The following is a 20,152-nucleotide window of genomic DNA, read 5'->3' as shown; positions in this document are numbered from 1 at the left end:
AGATTATTTACGCTTCTACTTTATTTTCAACAATTTTATACAATTTATCTGAAGGACGAATTCTAAACTCTAAAGGCATTGTAACAGAGTCTCCTTTACTTCCTTTTTCACCTTTTTTATCGTTTACAAACATTTCTTTCACTTGCATTTCTTTAGCTCCGGTTGTTGGTCCGGTTATTAAAATGGTATCACCAACGGTAATATCATATGCTTCAATTTTAAACTCACCAATATTTGCTTTTGGAAAATAATGCATTCCCTTTCCTAAATATACTTTCTTTTGGGTTGCATGACTTCCAGAACCTTTACTCCACTCTCCTAATTGTTGCCCTAAATAATAACCACTCCAAAAACCACGATTGTACACTTTTTCTAGTTCTTTCATCCAAGAAATTACTTTTTCTTTAGTGTACGTTCCAGCTTCAATGCTATCAATAGCATCGCGGTAACACTTAATTACTTTTGCTACATATTCTGGCGCTCTTCCTCTTCCTTCAATTTTTAACACTTTTACGCCAGCATCTACAATTTCATTTAAAAAATCGATGGTACATAAATCTTTTGGAGACATAATATACTCATTATCCAACTCCATTTCAACACCAGTTTCCTGATCTATAACTGTATATTTTTTTCTGCAATTTTGTTTGCAAGCACCTCTGTTTGCTGAAGAATTGTGGTTATGTAAACTCATATAACATTTTCCAGAAACTGCCATACATAAAGCACCGTGACCAAATATTTCTATTTCTACTAATCTACCAGAAGGTCCGCAAACATTTTCTTTTTCTATTTGTTCGGTAATTTTTTTAACCTGACGTAAACTCAATTCTCTACTCAACACCATAGTATCGGCAAACATGGCGTAAAATTTAGCAGTTTCAAAATTTGTAATATTTATTTGAGTTGAAATATGAACTTCCATTTCAAGTTCTCTAGCAGTAGCAATAACCGCCTGATCCATAGCAATTACAGCGGTAATATCTGCTTCTTTTGCTTTTTGAATTAAGGTTTTTACAATGGTTAAATCGTGATCGTAAATTATGGTATTTAGTGTAAGATAAGTTCTAACATTTTTAGTCTTACACCTATCTGAAATTTCTTGTAAATCGTCTAATGTAAAGTTAATAGTAGCTCTTGCTCGCATATTTAGTTGTTCAACACCAAAATATACAGAATCTGCACCGTTATCTAAAGCAGCTTGTAAAGATTCAAAGTTTCCGGCCGGAGCCATTAATTCAATTTTCTGCATTTTTATTTTTTATATTTTAATACTTCTGAACGTCCTTTTTTAAAAATTTTATTGCTATTAGGAACTCCTTTTCGCAATTCTTTTTGAACTTCAGTTGGTAATTTATTAATTTCTTGACACTCCGTTGAACAACAAGTATCCATTTTTTCTGCACATTTTTCGCATTGAATAAATAGTAAATGACAGGCTTCATTTGCACAGTTTACATGCGTATCACAAGGTTCGCCACATTGGTGACAATTTGCAATAACATCTTCGGTAATTCGTTCAGACCTTCTATGGTCGAAAACGAAATTTTTACCAATAAATTTATTTTCTAGACCTTTATCTTTTACTTGACGTGTGTATTCTATAATACCTCCTTCTAGTTGAAAAACATTTTTAAAACCTTTGTGTTTGTAATACGCACTGGCTTTTTCGCATCGAATTCCTCCGGTACAATACATTAACAAGTTTTTATCTTCTTTATGCTCTTTTAAATCGGCTTCAATAATATCTAAAGAATCTCTAAACGTATCAACATCAGGTGTTACAGCTCCTTCAAAATGACCAATTTCACTTTCGTAATGATTGCGCATGTCAACACAAATGGTGTTGGGATCTTGTAATTTTTTATTGAATTCTTCGGCATTTAAATGAATTCCTTTATTGGTAACATCAAAAGTTTTATCATTTAAACCATCGGCTACAATTTTTGTTCTAACCTTGACTTTTAGTTTTAAAAACGATTTATTATCTTGCTCAATAGCGATGTTTAAACGGCAATCTTTAAGAAATGAAATACTATCTAATTGTTGTTTAAGAGCTTCTAAATTTTCTGATGGAACAGAAATTTGCGCATTAATTCCTTCATTTGAAACATAGGTTCTACCTAATACCTCCAATTTATCCCATTCAATAAATAAATGGTTTCTTAATATTTCTGGGTTTTCTATCTTGTAATATTGATAGAATGAAATGGTTAAACGGTCTTTCCCTGCCTTATCAATTAATTGGGCACGTTCTTCAGCGCTTAACTTATTGTACAGTTGCATGCTATACTTATTTAGTTAAACAATATATTTGAATAAAAAATTATTCTTTTTGATTTTTTTGCAAAATTACGTTTTTTATAATAACTATTGGTATTTATATCTGTTTCAAATAAATTAAAACAATTTAAAGTGTTTTAGATTTGTTAACTCTTGTAGTATTAAACTCATTAACATCTATACTATACAGTCCGTTTGAAGGGCGTAAAGAGAAATTGTTTTCTTTAAAACCACCAAGTATATATAATTTATTATTTGCATAAAATAGCTCTGAAGCTTCTAAAGATAATTCAATTAAATATTCATTAAGTTCTTTGGTAATAGTATTGTAAGTATTTATTTTTCCATTATTAAAAATGTAAATAATATTATTATGATAGGTTAATGCTGGTTTATTAATGCCGTAAAATAAATTTCCTTCTTTTGTCCATTTTTGAGTTTTAAGATCAAATACTTCAATAGATGTTAAAGTACGCTTATTAGAACCACCTATTAAGTAAATTTTATTTTCTACTAAAACACCTTTAACTTCTTTAGGGATTGGCATATTTCCAATTTTGTACCAATTTCCGGTTTTAAAATCATACAAATGTACTTTGTTAGAATACTCTTTTAATCCATTGTTTTTTAGTTTAATAGATCCTCCCATTAAAATCATTTTATCTTTATAGGTAAAGGATGCAAAATTTATTGCTTGATGCGGGTTTGTATGGTCAATAATTATAGTATCTTTTTCTATATTAAATATTTCTATTTTGTCATCTAAATATTCAAATTTCCCATTGGCAGAAATATTTTTACCACCTAATACAACTATTTTATTGGTATAAAGATTTAAATTATGATAGGCTCTTTTTCTAAATTTAGATTTTGATCTTGTCCAAACATCTTTTTTTAAATCATAAGTTTGTAAATCGCCTTTATATTTATCTACTTTATAATTTCTAATGGTACCGTTCGTTAATTTTTCAAAAAGTCTATCTGGATCATATTCCATTACTTTTTTGAATTGGTTGTGCTCAAAAGAAGCATCGCCACCAACAACATATATTTTCCCATCTTTTAACAAAGAACCAAAAGAATGCACCGCATTTTTCATTGAAGAAAGTGTCTTATAAGAAATTGTTTTTTTTAAATTTCTACGATAAGATAAGTTAACTTCTTCTAACTTTTGCAAATCAATTAAAAGACTTACCGAATACTCTTTTTTTTCTTGTGTATAAGGAATTTCAACTTCTTTATAAGTAATATGAGAAAACCGTATGGTACCACTTTTAACTATTTCATATGGAAATTTTAAGTAATACACTCCTTTTTCATTTGTTACTGCTCCTCTATTTATTGCATCAAAGAAAACATTAACACCTTCAATAGGTTTATTGGTTTGTGCATCTACGACTTTACCTTCAATATATTGTGAAAAGGATAAAAAAGTTGAAAATAGAAAGAAGGTTGTAAGTAGTATTTTTTTCATTATAAAAATTTTGTTAGTTGTATCAACAATTGTACCCATATTACAATAATTTTAAGTTATAAAATTAAAGGTTTTTAACAAAAAAATATTTATTTGTTAATTTTCAAATAATTAGGAGAGATTGTCACGTTTTTTTATAAAATTTGCAGGAGTATTAAAAATTAAAATATAAAATAAATGAAAGTAGCTGTTGTAGGTGCCACGGGAATGGTAGGAAACGTAATGTTACAAGTTTTAGCGGAACGTAATTTTCCAATTACAGAATTATTATTAGTTGCCTCAGAACGTTCTGTTGGTAAACAATTAGAGTATAAGGGAAAAAACTATACAATTATTGGGTTACAAGATGCTGTTGATGCAAAGCCAGATATTGCTTTATTTTCTGCAGGTGGAACCACTTCTGAGTTATGGGCGCCAAAATTTGCTGAAGTTGGTACTACAGTTGTAGATAATTCTTCTGCTTGGAGAATGGATCCAACAAAAAAATTAGTTGTTCCTGAAATTAATGGAGATGTTTTAACTAAAGAAGATAAAATTATTGCAAATCCAAACTGTTCAACTATACAATTAGTAATGGCTTTAGCGCCTTTACACTCAAAATATAAAATGAAGCGTTTGGTTGTTTCAACCTATCAATCGGTTTCTGGTACAGGTGTAAAAGCTGTTGAACAATTAGAAAATGAAACAAAAGGAATTAAAGGAGAAATGGCTTACCATTATCCAATTAACAGAAATGCAATTCCACAATGCGATGTTTTTTTAGAAAACGGATACACTAAAGAGGAAATGAAATTAGTTAAAGAACCTAAGAAAATTTTAGGTGACGATTCTTTTTCTGTAACTGCCACAGCGGTTCGTATTCCAACTGCAGGTGGACATTCTGAAGCTGTAAACATACAATTTGAAAACGATTTTGACTTGTCAGATGTTCGTAAACTATTAGCTGAAACACCAGGGGTTATTGTACAAGATAATTTAGATACAAATACCTACCCAATGCCAATTTATGCGCATAATAAAGATGAAGTTTTTGTTGGTAGAATTAGAAGAGATGAATCTTTACCAAACACTTTAAATATGTGGGTTGTTGCAGACAATTTACGTAAAGGTGCTGCTACTAATACTATTCAAATTGCTGAATATTTAATTGCAAATGGTTTAGTTTAAAAAGTTGTATAAAACATATAAAAAGGTCGTATAAATTAATTTTATACGACCTTTTTATTTAAATAAATTATGCACTAACAAAGCCTGTGATTTCTGTTTTCACAACAATGACAGTAGTGTTTGAAACCTATTAGGTTTACAATATTTATTCTTTCCTTTTAAATAAATTTTTCAAGGCATTTTTTACAATACTGTCTTTTGATTTATCTGTTTCTTTTGTTGAGGTTTTAATTGTATCAGTTGTGGTTTTATTTACTGTGTCTTTAGACTTTACATTATTTAAGACATTTGTTAATGCGTCGGTACCTTTATTTATTAATTCACCTTTTTGCATTTCTATTAATTGCGAAGCAAGATTAGTAGTTGCTTGCTTTAAATCTGTTGAAACTTTTGGATTTAAAAAACTTCCTGTTAAATTAGCATTTACTGGAATACTTTCTATTTTTGAGGCATCTGAAGGTGTTAATTTAGCTAATAAATTAGTTGCTTCAGTTCCTAAATATTTTGCTGGAACATCAAATTTTAATGTGTAATTCATACTTTGATCAAAACCATGGGTTCCACCAATTTCAGCAGTAATATCTTGATGTTTTATTGTAAATGGTTTTAGTTGAACCTGACCATTTTCAAAAGATAAAGCCATTTTTAAATTATCTAAATTTAATTTTTCAAGATCTATAAAATTCACATTAGAACTTAAAGCTGAAAGCAATTTAGAATTAGACGTTTTAAGTTCTGGATTTAATAATTGACCTAATAAATCTCCAGATAACGTTTTAAGATCTGGAGTCATTTCATTTGTTAAATTTCCCGATAATTTTATGGTAGAATTTAATTTTCCAAGAATAGTATTTGCAATTGGAGCAATAGATTTTAACATATCTAATTGCGTAAAAGATTCGGCAATATTTACGGCATCTAAACCTAAGTCCATTTCAAATTTAGGAGTGGCTTCTTTAGTTGAAACTTTACCATTTAAACTAATTTTCCCTCCAAAAGCACTCATATTTAAATTATTTAACAATACGCTTTCATCTTTAATAGTTAAATTTCCTGAAACGCCCTTTAAATTTAAATTATCATAAACTACTGTTGTTGCTTTTGCTGTTAAACTACAATCTAAAAAAGAAGGTATTTTTAATGCTTCTGAAGTTGCTACAGTTGTGGTATCTGCTGCAGTAGTTGTCATAAAATCGGACACTACAAATTTGTTAGAATTTAAATTGAAGTTTCCTTTTAATACTTGATCTTTAAATAAAAATCCATAAAAATTATCCAAAACTCCAGTAACTTTAAGGTCTGAACTTCCTGTTTCGGCATTAAATTGTTTTAAATTAATTTGAGTTGGGTTAAAAACGATTTCTGCCTGATTTATTTTAAATAGTTTAGCCATTTCTGGACCTTCATAATTAAAGTCTGTTAAACTAATGCTACCAGAATTTTTAATATTTTGGTATTGACTTTTTTCTACAGAATTCATATCAAAACTTGTTATTGCATTCGCTTTTAAAATTCCAGATAATGGTTTTTCTAATTTTACAGGATATGCTTTTGTAATATTAGCCAAATTAACAACTCCTTTAAGTTCGGCATTTACAAGTGCATTTTCGGTAATATTTTTAATTGTAGCCTTTGCATTAAATACATCTTCATCTATTGTAAAAGATAATTTATCTAAGTTTACATAGGTGTCTTTTACAATTCCGGTTTGGTTAATAATACGTGTATTTATAAGTATGTTTTTAACAGATTTTGGTAAATCTGGATATTGAAATGATGCATTGTTTGACGTAATTTCTACATCAAATTTTGGAATAGTAGTTTCGGTTAAATTTCCATTCACTGTTCCATTTACCATAAAATCTCCAGTGGTTTTTACCTGATTTAAGTTTCCAGAATAAGTTTCTGGAACCAAACCTAAAAAGTTTTTAAATGATGAGGTAGCCGTTTTAAATGACAAGTTGTATTGTTGCCCTGCATCCATTAGTTTAATAAAGCCATCGAACTCTAAAGGAAGCTGATTTATAAGTGCTTTATTTTCTTTAAACGTATAGATGGAATTTTCTAAATCTAAGCCTAAAACTGCATCAAGAGATAATGCTATATTTTTTAAATAGGATTTATTATCCATTTCAAAAGATAAATTTGCAGTTGTTTTAGTATCTAAATCTAGCAATTGATTTTTAAAATCACCACTACCTTCGTGGTAAATACTATCTAAAATTACTTTTGTATTGGTACTTTCATCTAAATAAATAAACTGTAAATTTTTAATTGTATAATTTTGAAAATTAACTTCAAAACTTGAATTTTCTGAAGTGTTATTTTCAGTATCGTTTTTTAAAGCAATATCGTAATTAGCAACACCATCTTTATTAAAAATAATTGCAACTTTGGCATTTTCGCTGCTAAAACTTTCAATGCTAATTGGATCTTCATTTCCTTTAAAAAGTTCTTTAATACTCATTTTAAGAATAAAGTTATCGGCATTAAATAAGGTGTCATTTTCAAAAGGAGCTTTATTTACAATGTTTAAATTATCTATAGTAATACTTGCCTTTGGAAAATTTTTAAGCAAACTTAAATCAACTTCATTAAAAGCAACAGTTGCATCAACATTCTCATTAATTGTTTTTAAAACAATTGTTTTTATTTTGTCTTTAAATATAAAAGGAGTAGCAATTAAGGCTATAATAATAACCAAAATAAATATTCCCAATCCTTTAACAATTTTTTTCATCATAATTTTTTTTAATTTTTAAAATGCTTTAAACTTAGTAATAACGCCTATATAATTAGGTTTAGTACAGTATTTAAATAATAGTAAAATTGCCATAAAATACTATTAAATATACGTTAAATTTAAGATTCAATTAATATGAAATTTATTTTTAGATACAAACATTCATAAAAATTGCACTTTGTTTAATTATTAATAATAGAAATTAAGCATAAGAAGTTTTAATTTATAAACTTAAGATGTTTATTTATTAAAAATACGGTTAAATATATTTTTTATTGCATAATATTTAATTTTAAATGAATTAAGTCGCAATTTTATGGTGTTTTAGTTGTGAACTTTATTATTTTAGTAAAAAATTACGTTTTAATATTTCCCCTTTATGAAGCAATTATACCTATTACTTCTTTTACCTGTATTTATGTTTTCTAATAATTCTGTTGAAAAGGACGAATTAAAAGTAACAAACGATAGTATTAAAAGCGTAAAAGTAGAAGTACAAGAATATATTGATTTCGCTTGGGATTATATTATGAAAGGGAATGATAGTGCTTTAATTTTTATTGAAAAAGCAATGGCGCTTTCTAAACAAAAAAACTACGCCATTGGTGAAGCAATTACTTTTGAAACTGAGGGAATGTATTACGAAATTGTAAAATCTGATTATACCTTAGCAAGTCAATTATATTTTAAAGGTATTGAGGTTTGCGAAACTAATAATTTAGAATATGCATCTTCAATCTATCATACATTAGGTGTTATGTTTCATCAATCAGATAGTTATGTAAAAGCATTAAAGTATTTTACCATTGCACATAATTTAGCAACAGAATCTAATGACTCTATTCTTATTAAAATGTGTTTAATAAATCTTGGAAGTGTTAATTCTTCATTAGAAAATTTTGATACTGCTATTGATTTTATGGAGGAAAGTTTAGCGTTTAAGATAAATATACGACAAGACCTTGATTATTCTACCTATTGCAATTTAGGTAACTTATATGTAAAACAAGAAAAATATGATAAAGCTTTGCCTTATTTACTTAAAGCTACAGAACAGCATCCAGATAATTTTAATTCGGAAATAAATCTTCATTTTTTACTTCAATTAAAAGCTCTTACTAAAGATACTACTGGTATGAAACCTATTTTAAGAAGAGCAAAAGTTGCTTCTGTAAATGCTGTACGTTTAAGAGAAAGAAGTTTATTATTAAGAACCTTGGCAGATTATTATAAATCTACAGAAAATTATAAAGAAGCCATTAAATATAGAGATGAATATATAACTGCTTTTGAAGAAATTAAAGAAAAACAACGAGATGAAACAGTATATGAATTAGAGACAAAGTACGAAACCGAACAAAAAGATGCTCAATTACATTTATTAAAAGTAGAATCTGAAAAAAAAGAACAGCAAAAGCAACTATACTTTATTATGGCAATTTCAGGTTTGCTAATTGCAAGTATTCTTGGTTTTACAGTGAAAAAAAATATTCAGAAAAACGCTACTCTAGCCAAACAAAAGAAATTGTTAGAAGCCGCTTTAAACGAAAAGAACACTTTATTAAAAGAAGTGCATCATCGTGTAAAAAACAGTTTTCAAATTGTTTCGTCATTACTCTACCTTCAATCTGAAAACAGTGAAGATAAAGAAGCTAAAATAGCAATTAAAGAAGCCGAAAACCGAGTAAGATCTATGGTTTTGGTACATCAAAAATTATATAATAAAGATGAATTAGTTGGTATTGATACCAAAGAATATATTACCGATTTAGTAAAAGATATTATTGACAGTCACCACTTTAAAGAAGAAAAAATTAAGTACGAATTAAATATAGTATCTTTAGTTTTAGATATTGAAACTATTACTCCTATTGGATTAATATTAAACGAGCTGATTATAAACTGTTTAAAACATGCGTTTAAAGAAGAAAAAAAGGGAAGTAAAATAATTGTAAGTTTTACTGAAGATAATAACAAATTGTTGTTAACGGTTAAAGATAACGGAAAAGGATTTGAAGGTGAAATTAAAAGCTCGTCGTTTGGTATTACATTAATGAAAGCCTTGTCTAAAAAACTAAAAGCAACATTGCAGTATAACTCTAAAGTAGGTATTGGTACAGAGGCAACTCTAAATATCAAAAAATTTAATATTTTATAAGGCATTAGAATAATAAGTTTAAAAATTAGGTAAATTATTCAAAAAAAGAAATATGAGATTTATACTAAAGAGAGATTAACAGCTGTTTTTTTTTTCACTAAAAAAACAACTACATTCACTTAATTTTTAAATTAAAAATAATTTTTTAGAGTACATTTCATAAAAATTAATAAGAACTTTTTGAGATATTTAAATATATATATTGTTGAAGATGAACCTTTAATTGCTGCTACTATTAAAGCCGCCTTATTAAAGCAAGGTTACAATGTGGTAGGTGATGCCGAAGATGTTATAACCGCACTAAAAGATATTGCAATATTACAACCAGATTTAATTCTTGTAGATATTCAATTAGATGGTAGTAAAGATGGTGTTGATTTAGCTCAGGAACTAGACAAGCAACAAATTCCTTATTTATACCTTACCTCACAAACAGATCCAGAAACTATACAACGTGTTAAAAATACCCAACCTTTAGGCTATGTTGTAAAACCTTTTACTGAGCATAGTTTACGTAGTAATATTGAATTAGCTTGGCACACTTACGAGGTAGAAAATGCAGGCTTTTTAATTATTAAATCAGAAGGGCGTACCTATAAAATTAACCAAAGTAGCATATTATACTTAAAAGCTTTTGACAATTATTGTTATATTTATACTACTACCAGATCTTACCTTGTTCCACACACATTAAAGTATATGTCTGAAAAATTAAACGAGACCTTATTTATACAAACGCATCGTTCTTATTGGGTAAATATTAGTCATATTGATGGTGTGGAGAACAATAAACTTTTTTTAAAAACAGAACCTATTCCATTAAGTAATTCTCAAAAAAATATAGTAATGGATAAAATAAAAAACACCTAGTATTTCTACATACTATTTATTTTAAACTATTCAGTCAGTTACTTTAACTGCTTTTTTAGTAAGTATTTATGTTGTTAATTCTGCTACAACGTATATCTCAAAATTCATTCACTAAAAAAATGATTGCATTTACTAAAAACAATCTTTAATACTAATGTGAGCAAGTACATTTATGCTGCTATTAACCTATATGTTTTACCATTTAGAATATAACAGTTAAAAAAATCTACTTACTTATGAAAACAAAACTACTATTTTTATTAACGCTAACGCTATTTACTTTTAAAGCAAATGCACAATGCACGGGCAATGTAAACATACCCAATGCAGACTTTAAAAACGCATTATTAAACAATCACACTATAGATTTAGATAATAACAACGAAATATCTTGTACAGAGGCTTCAAACTATACTGGAGAGATAGATGTAAATAGTCTATATATTGATGATTTAACAGGTATAGAAGCTTTTATAAATATAACTTCTTTAATTCTTAACCGTAATTATTTAGAAGAACTAGATATATCTAAAAATACAGCTTTAACCTCTTTAAGTTTTAGTGATAATTATTTAACAAGTATAGATCTTTCTAAAAATACAGCTTTAACTTATTTAAGTTGTGGTAATAACAAATTAACTAGTTTAGATGTGTCTAACAACACCCAACTAGAAACATTATATGCTGGTAGTAATGAAGATTTAACAAGTTTAGATGTTTCTAGCAATACAGTATTAACAAAACTATACCTTCTTAATAATGAAGGTTTAACACAGTTAAATGTAGCAAATGGAAACAATTCAAATTTTGATACTTCAGTTTTAAATTTCAAAGGCACCACAGACTTAACTTGTATTAAAGTAGATAATACAGCCTTTGCAAATAACAATTGGTCTAGTTTAAAAGATGCAACAGCACGTTATAGCGAAAACTGCGATACAACAGTAATACTAGATGTTAATTTTGAACAAGCATTAATAACTAAAGGCTTTGATTCAGGAAGTCCAGATGGAACTGTGCCAACTGACAATATCAGTGGGATAGCTACCTTAAGTATTGAAGATAAAGAAATCTCAGACTTAACGGGTATAGAAGACTTTGTATCTTTAACTAGTTTATCAGTTTCAAATAATAACTTAACTAGCTTAGATCTAAGTAACAATACAGCTCTAACTGAATTAGATTGTAGTTATAATGATTTAACAAGTTTAGATGTAACTCAAAATAGTGCTTTAATTGATTTAAATTGTAGTTATAATGATTTAACAGCCTTAAATCTTGAGGGAAATACAAATTTAGACATTCTAAATATATCCGTTAACAATTTAATAAATGGTTTAGATGTATCTAAAAATACTGCTTTAACTCAGTTATCAATTAATTTTAGCAACTTAGCAAGTTTAGATGTAACTAAAAATATTGCTTTAGAGCTTTTATATATCCCTCAAAATAATTTAACAAGTTTAGATGTATCTCAAAATACTGCTCTAACAAGATTAGAGTGTTTTAAGAACAACTTAACAAGTTTAGATGTATCTAATAATACTGCTTTAACTAATTTAAGTTGCTTCCAAAATAACTTAACAACCTTAGATCTACGAAACACAAATATATCTTTAATTTCTGCAACGTCGAACCCAAATTTAACTTGTATTTCGGTTGATGATGTTAATGATATTCCCTATGGTTGGATGTTTGATACAACAGTAAGTTATAGCGAAGATTGCAATGCTACAACCGCCATACCAGATGCTAATTTTGAACAAGCTTTAATAGATTTAGAGATTGATGATGTTATAGATGGAGCTGTTCTTACCGCAAATATTAGTGGAATAACCTCTTTATTTGTTCGTAATAAAAATATCTCCGACTTAACCGGTATAGAAGACTTTATTGCTCTAGAAACTTTATATGTTGATAGAAATAACCTAACAAGTTTAGATGTTTCTAATAATACAGCTTTAGATTATTTGGTTTGTTATGAAAATAGTCTCACCAGTTTAGATCTAAGTAACAATGTTGCTTTAACGAAGTTAAACTGTAATTCTAATAACTTAACTAGCTTAGATGTATCTGCAAATACAAGTTTAATTGAATTATATTGTAGTTCTAATAATTTAACAAGTTTGAATGTTGCTAACGGGAATAATTCAAATTTCAATCAAGATACTAATGGTTTTTATGTTTCTTTTACAAGCAATCCAAACTTAAGTTGTATTAAAGTAGATAATGCAACCTTTGCAAACAACAATTGGTCTACATTAAAAGATGCAACAGCAACGTATAGCGAAGATTGTGGAACAACTGCCATACCAGATGCTAATTTTGAACAAGCTTTAATAGATTTAGAGATTGATGATGTTATAGATGGAGCTGTTCTTACCGCAAATATAAGTGGGTTAACTACTTTAAATGTAAGTGGTGAAAATATAGCAGACCTAACAGGAATAGAAGATTTTACTGCTTTAACTGAATTATATATAAGTAATAATGTTTTAACAAGCTTAGATGTAACTAAAAACACAGCTTTAATTCATTTAAATGTTGAGATTAATAACTTAACAATTCTAAATGTAACTAAAAATACGGCTTTAACTGAATTACGATGTTCTGAAAACAGTCTATCAACATTAGATGTAACTAAAAATACGGCTTTAAATGATCTTGCTTGTTACATGAATAACTTAACTAGTTTAGACATAAGCAATAACATAGCTTTGACTGATTTAAATGTTTTTGATAATAACTTAACTAGTTTAAATGTAAGCAATAACGCAGCTTTGATTAATTTATCTGTTTCTGATAATAACTTAACTAGTTTAGATGTAAGCAATAATACAGCATTGACTTCTTTAAGTGTTTCTAAAAATGAATTAAGTAGTTTAGATGTAAGCAATAACACAGCTTTAACTGTTTTAAGTATTTCTGAAACTAGCTTAACTAGTTTAGATGTATCTACAATTACAAATTTAATTTGGTTTGATGCCATAGACAATGCTAACTTAACCTGTATACAAGTTGATAATGTTGCAAATATTGGAACCAATTGGAACAAAGACGCAACAGCAACGTATAGCGAGGATTGTAGTGCTACTGTTGCACTTACTTATGTACCAGATGATAATTTTGAACAAGCTTTAATAGATTTAGAATACGATGATGTTTTAGATGATTATGTTCTAACAGCAAACATAAGCGGGTTAACCTCTTTATTAGTTCGTGATAAAAACATCTCAGATTTAACAGGTATAGAAGACTTTATTGCTTTAGAAACTTTATATGTTGATAGAAACAACCTAACAAACATAGATGTTTCTAATAATACAGCTTTAAACTATTTAGTTTGTTATGAAAATAATCTCACCAGTTTAGGCCTAAGTAACAATGTTGCTTTAACCAAGTTAAACTGTAGTTCTAATAACTTAACCAGCTTAGATGTATCTGCAAATACAAGTTTAATTGAATTATATTGTAGTTCTAATAGTTTAACAAGTTTAGATCTAAGTAATAATACAGCTTTAACTAAATTAAGTTTAGGTACTAATAATTTAACGAGCGTAAATATTTCTGCAAATACAAATTTAACTGAATTAAATCTAGGTGTTAATAGTTTAACAAGCATAGATATATCTGCAAATACAAGTTTAATTGAATTAGAAGTTGAGAGTAATAACTTAACAACTCTAGATGTAACTAAAAACACAGCCTTAACTTTTTTAGATGTTAGTGGGAATAATTTAACAAGTGTAGACCTGAGTATGAATACAGATTTAACTAGGTTAGATCTATTTAATAATAACTTAACAAGTTTAGATATATCAAATAATACAAATTTAGATAAGTTTGATGTCACAGACAATACTAATTTAACCTGTATACAAGTAGATAACGTTTCAAATATTGGTTCTTCTTGGTACAAAGACGCAACAGCAACGTATAGCGAAGATTGTAGTGCTACTGTTGCACTTACTTATGTACCAGATGATAATTTTGAACAAGCATTAATAGACCAAGGCTACGATGATGTTTTAGATGATTATGTACTTACTGATAATATTAGTGGCATAACGGATTTAGATGTAAGTAATAAAAATATTGCAGACCTAACAGGTATTGAAGATTTTATTGCTTTAACTGTATTAGATATAGGTTTTAATGATTTAACAAGTTTAGATGTAACTAAAAATACCGCTTTAACTAATCTTTCTTGTTACGGGAATAACTTAACTAGTTTAGATATAAGCAATAACACAGCTTTGACTAGATTATCTGTTTTTGAAAATAACTTAACTAGTTTAGATGTAAGCAATAACACAGCTTTGACTAGTTTAGCTGTTTATAAAAATAACTTAACTAGTTTAGATGTAAGCAATAATACAGCCTTGACTTTTTTAAGTCTTTATCTAAATGAATTAAGTAGTTTAGATGTAACAAAAAACACAGCCTTAACTACTTTAAATGTAGGTGAAAACAGCGGTCTATCAACATTAGATGTAACTAAAAACACCGCTTTAACTTATCTTTCTTGTTACGGGAATAGCTTAACAAGTATAGATCTTAGTAAGAATACAGATTTAACTTTATTAGATCTTAGTGAGAATAGCTTAACAAATATAGACCTTAGTAAGAATACTGCTTTAACAGAGTTGAATATTCATCATAATAGTTTAACAAATTTAGATCTTAGTGAGAATACTGCTTTAAAATTTTTGATTATTCATCATAATAGTTTAACAAATATAGATCTTAGTAAAATTACAAATTTAGATGGGTTTGATGCCACAAACATCCCATCTCTAACCTGTATACAAGTAGATAACGTTGCAAATATTGGAACCAATTGGGAAAAAGACGCAACAGCAACGTATAGCGAAGATTGTAGTGCTACTGTTGCACTTACTTATGTACCAGATAATAATTTTGAACAAGCATTAATAGACCAAGGCTACGATGATGTTTTAGATGATTATGTACTTACTGATAATATTAGTGGAGTTACTAAATTACTACTCTTTAATAAAGGCATTTCAGATTTAACAGGAATAGAAGATTTTACAGCTTTAACAGAGTTGACTTGTACGGATAGTAATTTAACAAGTATCGATTTTAGTAAAAATACGGGTTTAATTAAGTTGAGTATCTACAACAATAACTTAACATCTATAGACCTTAGTAAAAATACGGAGTTAACTTTTTTATCTATCAGAAATAATGAATTATCAAGTATAGATCTTAGTAAAAATACCGCTTTAAATTATTTAAGTATAATTAATAATAAATTAACAAGTATAGATCTTAGTAAAAATACCGCTTTAACTGATTTACATATTCGTGAAAATAGTTTAACAAATTTAGACCTTAGTAATAATACTAATTTAATTAAAGTTGCTGCTAGTGAAAATAATTTGACTAACATAGACATTACCAATGCAATTGATTTAATTGATCTAGACGTTAGTGAAAACAATTTAGCCAGTTTAAATATTACTAATAATACTGCTTTAACTGATTTAAATATTGATAGAAATAGCTTATCAAGTATAGATCTAACTAAAAATACTGCTTTAACTACTTTATATGTTTATGAAAATAACTTATCAAGTATAGATTTAACTAAAAATACGGCTTTAGATTTTTTAAATATTCATAACAGTAATTTAACGAGTATAGATGTAAGTAAAAATATTGCTCTAACTGAATTAAATATTCGTGAAAATAACTTAACAAGTTTAGATATATCAAACAATCTAAATCTAGATGAGTTTGATGCCACAGACAATCCTAATTTAACCTGTATACAAGTAGCTAATGTAAATAATATTGGACCTTATTGGGAGAAAGATGCAATAGCAACGTATAGCGAAGATTGTAGTGCTACAGTTGCACTTACTTATGTACCAGATGATAATTTTGAACAAGCTTTAATAAACCTAGGCTACGATGATGTTTTAGATGATTATGTACCAACCAATAATATTAATGGCCTAACTGATTTAGATGTAAGGGGTGAAAATATAGCAGACCTAACAGGGATTGAAGATTTTATTGCTTTAACAAAGTTGCAATGTGATAATAATAACTTAACAAGTTTAGACCTTAGCAAGAATACTAATTTAATTAAAGTTGCTGCTAGTGAAAATAATTTGACTAGCATAGACATTACCAATGCAATTGACTTAATTGATCTAGACGTTAGTGAAAACAATTTAGCCAGTTTAAATATTACTAATAATACGGCTTTAACTGATTTAAATATTGATAGAAATAGCTTTTCAAGTATAGATCTAACTAAAAATACGGCTTTAACTACTTTATATGTTTATGAAAATAACTTATCAAGTATAGATTTAACTAAAAATACGGCTTTATTTTATTTAAATATTCAAAACAATAATTTAACGAGTATAGATTTAAGTAAAAATATTGCTCTATTTAATTTAAATATTCGTGAAAATAACTTAACAAGTTTAGATTTATCAAATAATACAAATCTATATGAGTTTGAGGCAATAGGCAATCCTAATTTAACCTGTATACAAGTAGCTAATGTAAATAATATTGGAACCTATTGGTACAAAGACGCAACAGCGAGTTATAGTGAAAACTGTGGAGAACTTATTGTAGATTGCTCAAACATAGAAAATACCCAATTAACTTGTAAAGCAGAGCTACCTTCCGAAGATGAAAGTTTACCAATAGTAACAAATTCTGTTGGAGCTGCAACTATTTCTGTAGAAACAATTTCATCTAACAACTCTGGGTGTTTAGGAGATCCTCTAATAATAACCAGAACTTATACTATTAGTGATGAAGGAGGTAATAGTGAAGAATGTATACAAACCTTTACTGTTGAAAGTATAAACGAACCAACAATTGATACTGATTTAAGAACATACACCGAAGAATTAGATGCTAATTGTCAATATCAACTTCCAGATTATACGGCATTAGCAACTTCAACAGCAGATTGTGGAACAGCAACTATAACTCAAAGTCCAGCTGCAGGAACAATAATAAGTGGAGAAAAAGACACAGAAATTATATTAACCGCAACAGATTCTTGTGAAAGAACAGCTACAACTAGTATTAATCTTACAACTATAGTTAATACTGAACTAACTGCTTCAACTAAAGATAGCACAATACAATTAGATGCCTCGGGTGTTGTTAGTATAACAGCAAGCCAAGTAGATAATGGATCTAATCTTAGTTGTAATGCTGTAAGTTTAACACTAGATAAAACAACTTTCAATTGTTCAAATATTGGAGAAAATACAGTAACGCTAACAGTAACGGACACTAGTGGAAATAGTGCTACTGCAACTGCAATTATAACTGTGGAAGATAACATTGCACCAACTGTAATTACGCAAAATATTGAAATAGAACTCAATGGAAATGGAACTTCAAGTATAGTAACTGCTGATATTGATAATGGTTCTTCAGATAATTGTGAAATTGCCTCAATAACATTAGACAAAACTGAATTTGATTGTACTTCTGCTGGAGAGAATACGGTAACATTAACTGTAACTGATATTCACGGAAATTCTAATTCAGAAACTGCAATTGTAACAGTAGTTGATAAAACTGGACCAACAGCAGTAGCTCAAAATATAACAGCGCAGTTAGATGTATCTGGTGTTGCAATTATAACCGCTAATCAAATAGATAATGGTTCTACAGCTAATTGCGGTGCTGCGAATTTAACAGTAGACACAACAACTTTTAATTGTTCTAATATTGGAGAAAACACCGTAACATTAACGGTTACAGATACTAGTGGAAATAGTTCAACTGCAACAGCAATTGTAACTGTAGAAGATACTCTAGCGCCAACTGTAATTACACAAAATATTGAAGTAGAACTCGATGAAAATGGAACGTCAAGTATAGTAGCTGCTGATATTGATAATGGTTCTTCAGATAATTGTGAAATCGCTTCAATAACATTAGATAAAACTGAATTTGATTGTACTTCTGCTGGAGAGAATACGGTAACACTAACTGTAACTGATATTCACGGAAATTCTAATTCAGAAACTGCAATTGTAACAGTAGTTGATAAAACTGGACCAACAGCAATAGCACAAAATATAACAGCACAGTTAAATGCATCGGGTGTTGCAAACATAACTGCAAATCAAATAGATAATGGATCAACTGCTAATTGCGGTACTATAAACTTAACCCTAGACAAAACAACTTTTAATTGTTCTAATATTGGAGAAAACACCGTAACATTAACGGTTACAGATGCTAGTGGAAATAGTTCAACTACAACAGCAATTGTAACTGTAGAAGATACCCTAGCACCAACTGTAATTACACAAAATATAGAAGTAGAACTCAATGGAAATGGAACTTCAAGTATTGTAGTTGCTGATATTAATAATGGTTCTTCAGATAATTGTGAAATTGCTTCAATAACATTAAATAAAACTGAATTTGATTGTACTTCTGCTGGAGAAAATACGGTAACATTAACAGTAACTGATATTCACGGAAACTCTAATTCTAAAACTGCAATTGTAACTGTAAGCGAAACAGTTGCACCAGTTGCAAATTGCATAGCGCCTTTTACACTTGCTTTAGATGAAACAGGAAATGCAACAATCATAGCGAGTCAAATAAATAATGGAAGCACGGATAACTGTGGTATTACTTCAATAAATATTGACAAAGAATCTTTTGATTGTTCAAATATTGGAGAAAACACCGTAACATTAACGGTTACAGATGCTAGTGGTAATAAAGCTACCTGTACAACCGTAGTAACCATTGTAGATACAACACCTCCAATTGTAATTACAAAAAACATATCGGTTGAATTAGATAGTAATGGAAATGCAAATATTACTACATCTGATATTGATAATGGTAGTTTTGATGCGTGTGGAATTGCTGCTATGAGTTTAGATCAAACAACATTCAGTTGTCCAACACTAATAGAACATGCTGTAACACTAACCGTTACAGATAATTATGGCAATACAGCTTCAGAAATTGCACTAGTAACCTTTACTTCTAGCGATATAGATAATGATACTATTGCAGATATATGTGATACTGATATAGACGGTGATGGTGTAGATAATAATATTGATAATTGTCCAACTACAGCTAATAGTGATCAAGCAGATTTAGACCAAAATGGTATTGGAGATGTTTGTGATCAGAGCGATTTAAAAATTGCAAAAGGATTTTCACCAAACGGAGATGGCGTAAATGATGAGTTTATTATAGAAGGACTTCATAATTACCCAAATAATAGTATACAAATCTACAACCGCTATGGAAATATTGTATACGAATCTAATAATTATCAAAATTATTGGGATGGTATTGGAAATAAAGAGGAAAGAAGACTCCCTGCTGCTCCGTACTTTTATGTACTTAGTATTAATGGCGGAAGTAAAGTTGTTAAAGGATGGGTTTATATCAATTATTAAGAAAA

Annotated in this window: 8 protein-coding genes; 4 read left to right on the top strand and 4 right to left on the bottom strand. The window is 28.5% G+C overall.

Translation table 11 applies throughout. The features are described 5' to 3' along the window. Window positions 1-7: 7 nt before the first annotated feature. The 3 genes from MKD41_RS12480 to MKD41_RS12470 form a co-directional block, all read right to left on the bottom strand. The gene (locus MKD41_RS12480; RefSeq protein ID WP_240242621.1) at window positions 8-1,252 is read right to left on the bottom strand and encodes a peptidase U32 family protein; all 1,245 of its coding nucleotides are present in this window, start codon (window positions 1,250-1,252) and stop codon (window positions 8-10) included. 2 nt (window positions 1,253-1,254) lie between these two features. Continuing rightward, window positions 1,255-2,286, bottom strand: coding sequence for an oxygen-dependent tRNA uridine(34) hydroxylase TrhO (gene trhO, locus MKD41_RS12475; RefSeq protein WP_240242620.1), 1,032 nt, complete (start codon window positions 2,284-2,286; stop codon window positions 1,255-1,257). 124 nt (window positions 2,287-2,410) lie between these two features. Further along, window positions 2,411-3,757, bottom strand: coding sequence for a Kelch repeat-containing protein (locus MKD41_RS12470; protein ID WP_240242619.1), 1,347 nt, complete (start codon window positions 3,755-3,757; stop codon window positions 2,411-2,413). Between the two features lie 177 nt (window positions 3,758-3,934). Here MKD41_RS12470 and MKD41_RS12465 point away from each other — a divergent pair, with 177 nt between their 5' ends. Beyond that, a complete protein-coding gene (locus MKD41_RS12465; protein ID WP_240242618.1) occupies window positions 3,935-4,924 on the top strand; it encodes an aspartate-semialdehyde dehydrogenase in 990 nt (329 codons plus the stop codon). Between the two features lie 145 nt (window positions 4,925-5,069). Here the strand turns inward: MKD41_RS12465 and MKD41_RS12460 are convergent, their stop codons facing one another. Continuing rightward, a complete protein-coding gene (locus tag MKD41_RS12460) occupies window positions 5,070-7,664 on the bottom strand; it encodes an AsmA-like C-terminal region-containing protein (protein ID WP_371824267.1) in 2,595 nt (864 codons plus the stop codon). Window positions 7,665-8,046: 382 nt separating this feature from the next. On the opposite strand from MKD41_RS12460, the gene MKD41_RS12455 reads away from it, so the two are divergent. The 3 genes from MKD41_RS12455 (at window position 8,047) to MKD41_RS12445 (ending at window position 20,147) form a co-directional block, all read left to right on the top strand. Beyond that, complete coding sequence (locus tag MKD41_RS12455; RefSeq protein WP_240242616.1) at window positions 8,047-9,825, top strand: histidine kinase dimerization/phosphoacceptor domain -containing protein; 1,779 nt, start codon at window positions 8,047-8,049, stop codon at window positions 9,823-9,825. A 180-nt stretch (window positions 9,826-10,005) separates the two neighbouring features. Beyond that, complete coding sequence (locus tag MKD41_RS12450) at window positions 10,006-10,695, top strand: LytR/AlgR family response regulator transcription factor (protein WP_240242615.1); 690 nt, start codon at window positions 10,006-10,008, stop codon at window positions 10,693-10,695. A gap of 236 nt (window positions 10,696-10,931) precedes the next feature. Then, window positions 10,932-20,147, top strand: a complete 9,216-nt coding sequence (locus tag MKD41_RS12445) for a gliding motility-associated C-terminal domain-containing protein (RefSeq protein ID WP_240242614.1) — start codon at window positions 10,932-10,934, stop codon at window positions 20,145-20,147. The last annotated feature ends 5 nt before the right edge of the window (window positions 20,148-20,152 follow it).

The sequence above is a fragment of the Lutibacter sp. A64 genome (genome assembly GCF_022429565.1).
Taxonomy (GTDB): domain Bacteria; phylum Bacteroidota; class Bacteroidia; order Flavobacteriales; family Flavobacteriaceae; genus Lutibacter.
The sequence above is the reverse complement of the archived record's forward strand: the minus strand, read 5'-3'. Positions and strand labels throughout refer to the sequence as shown.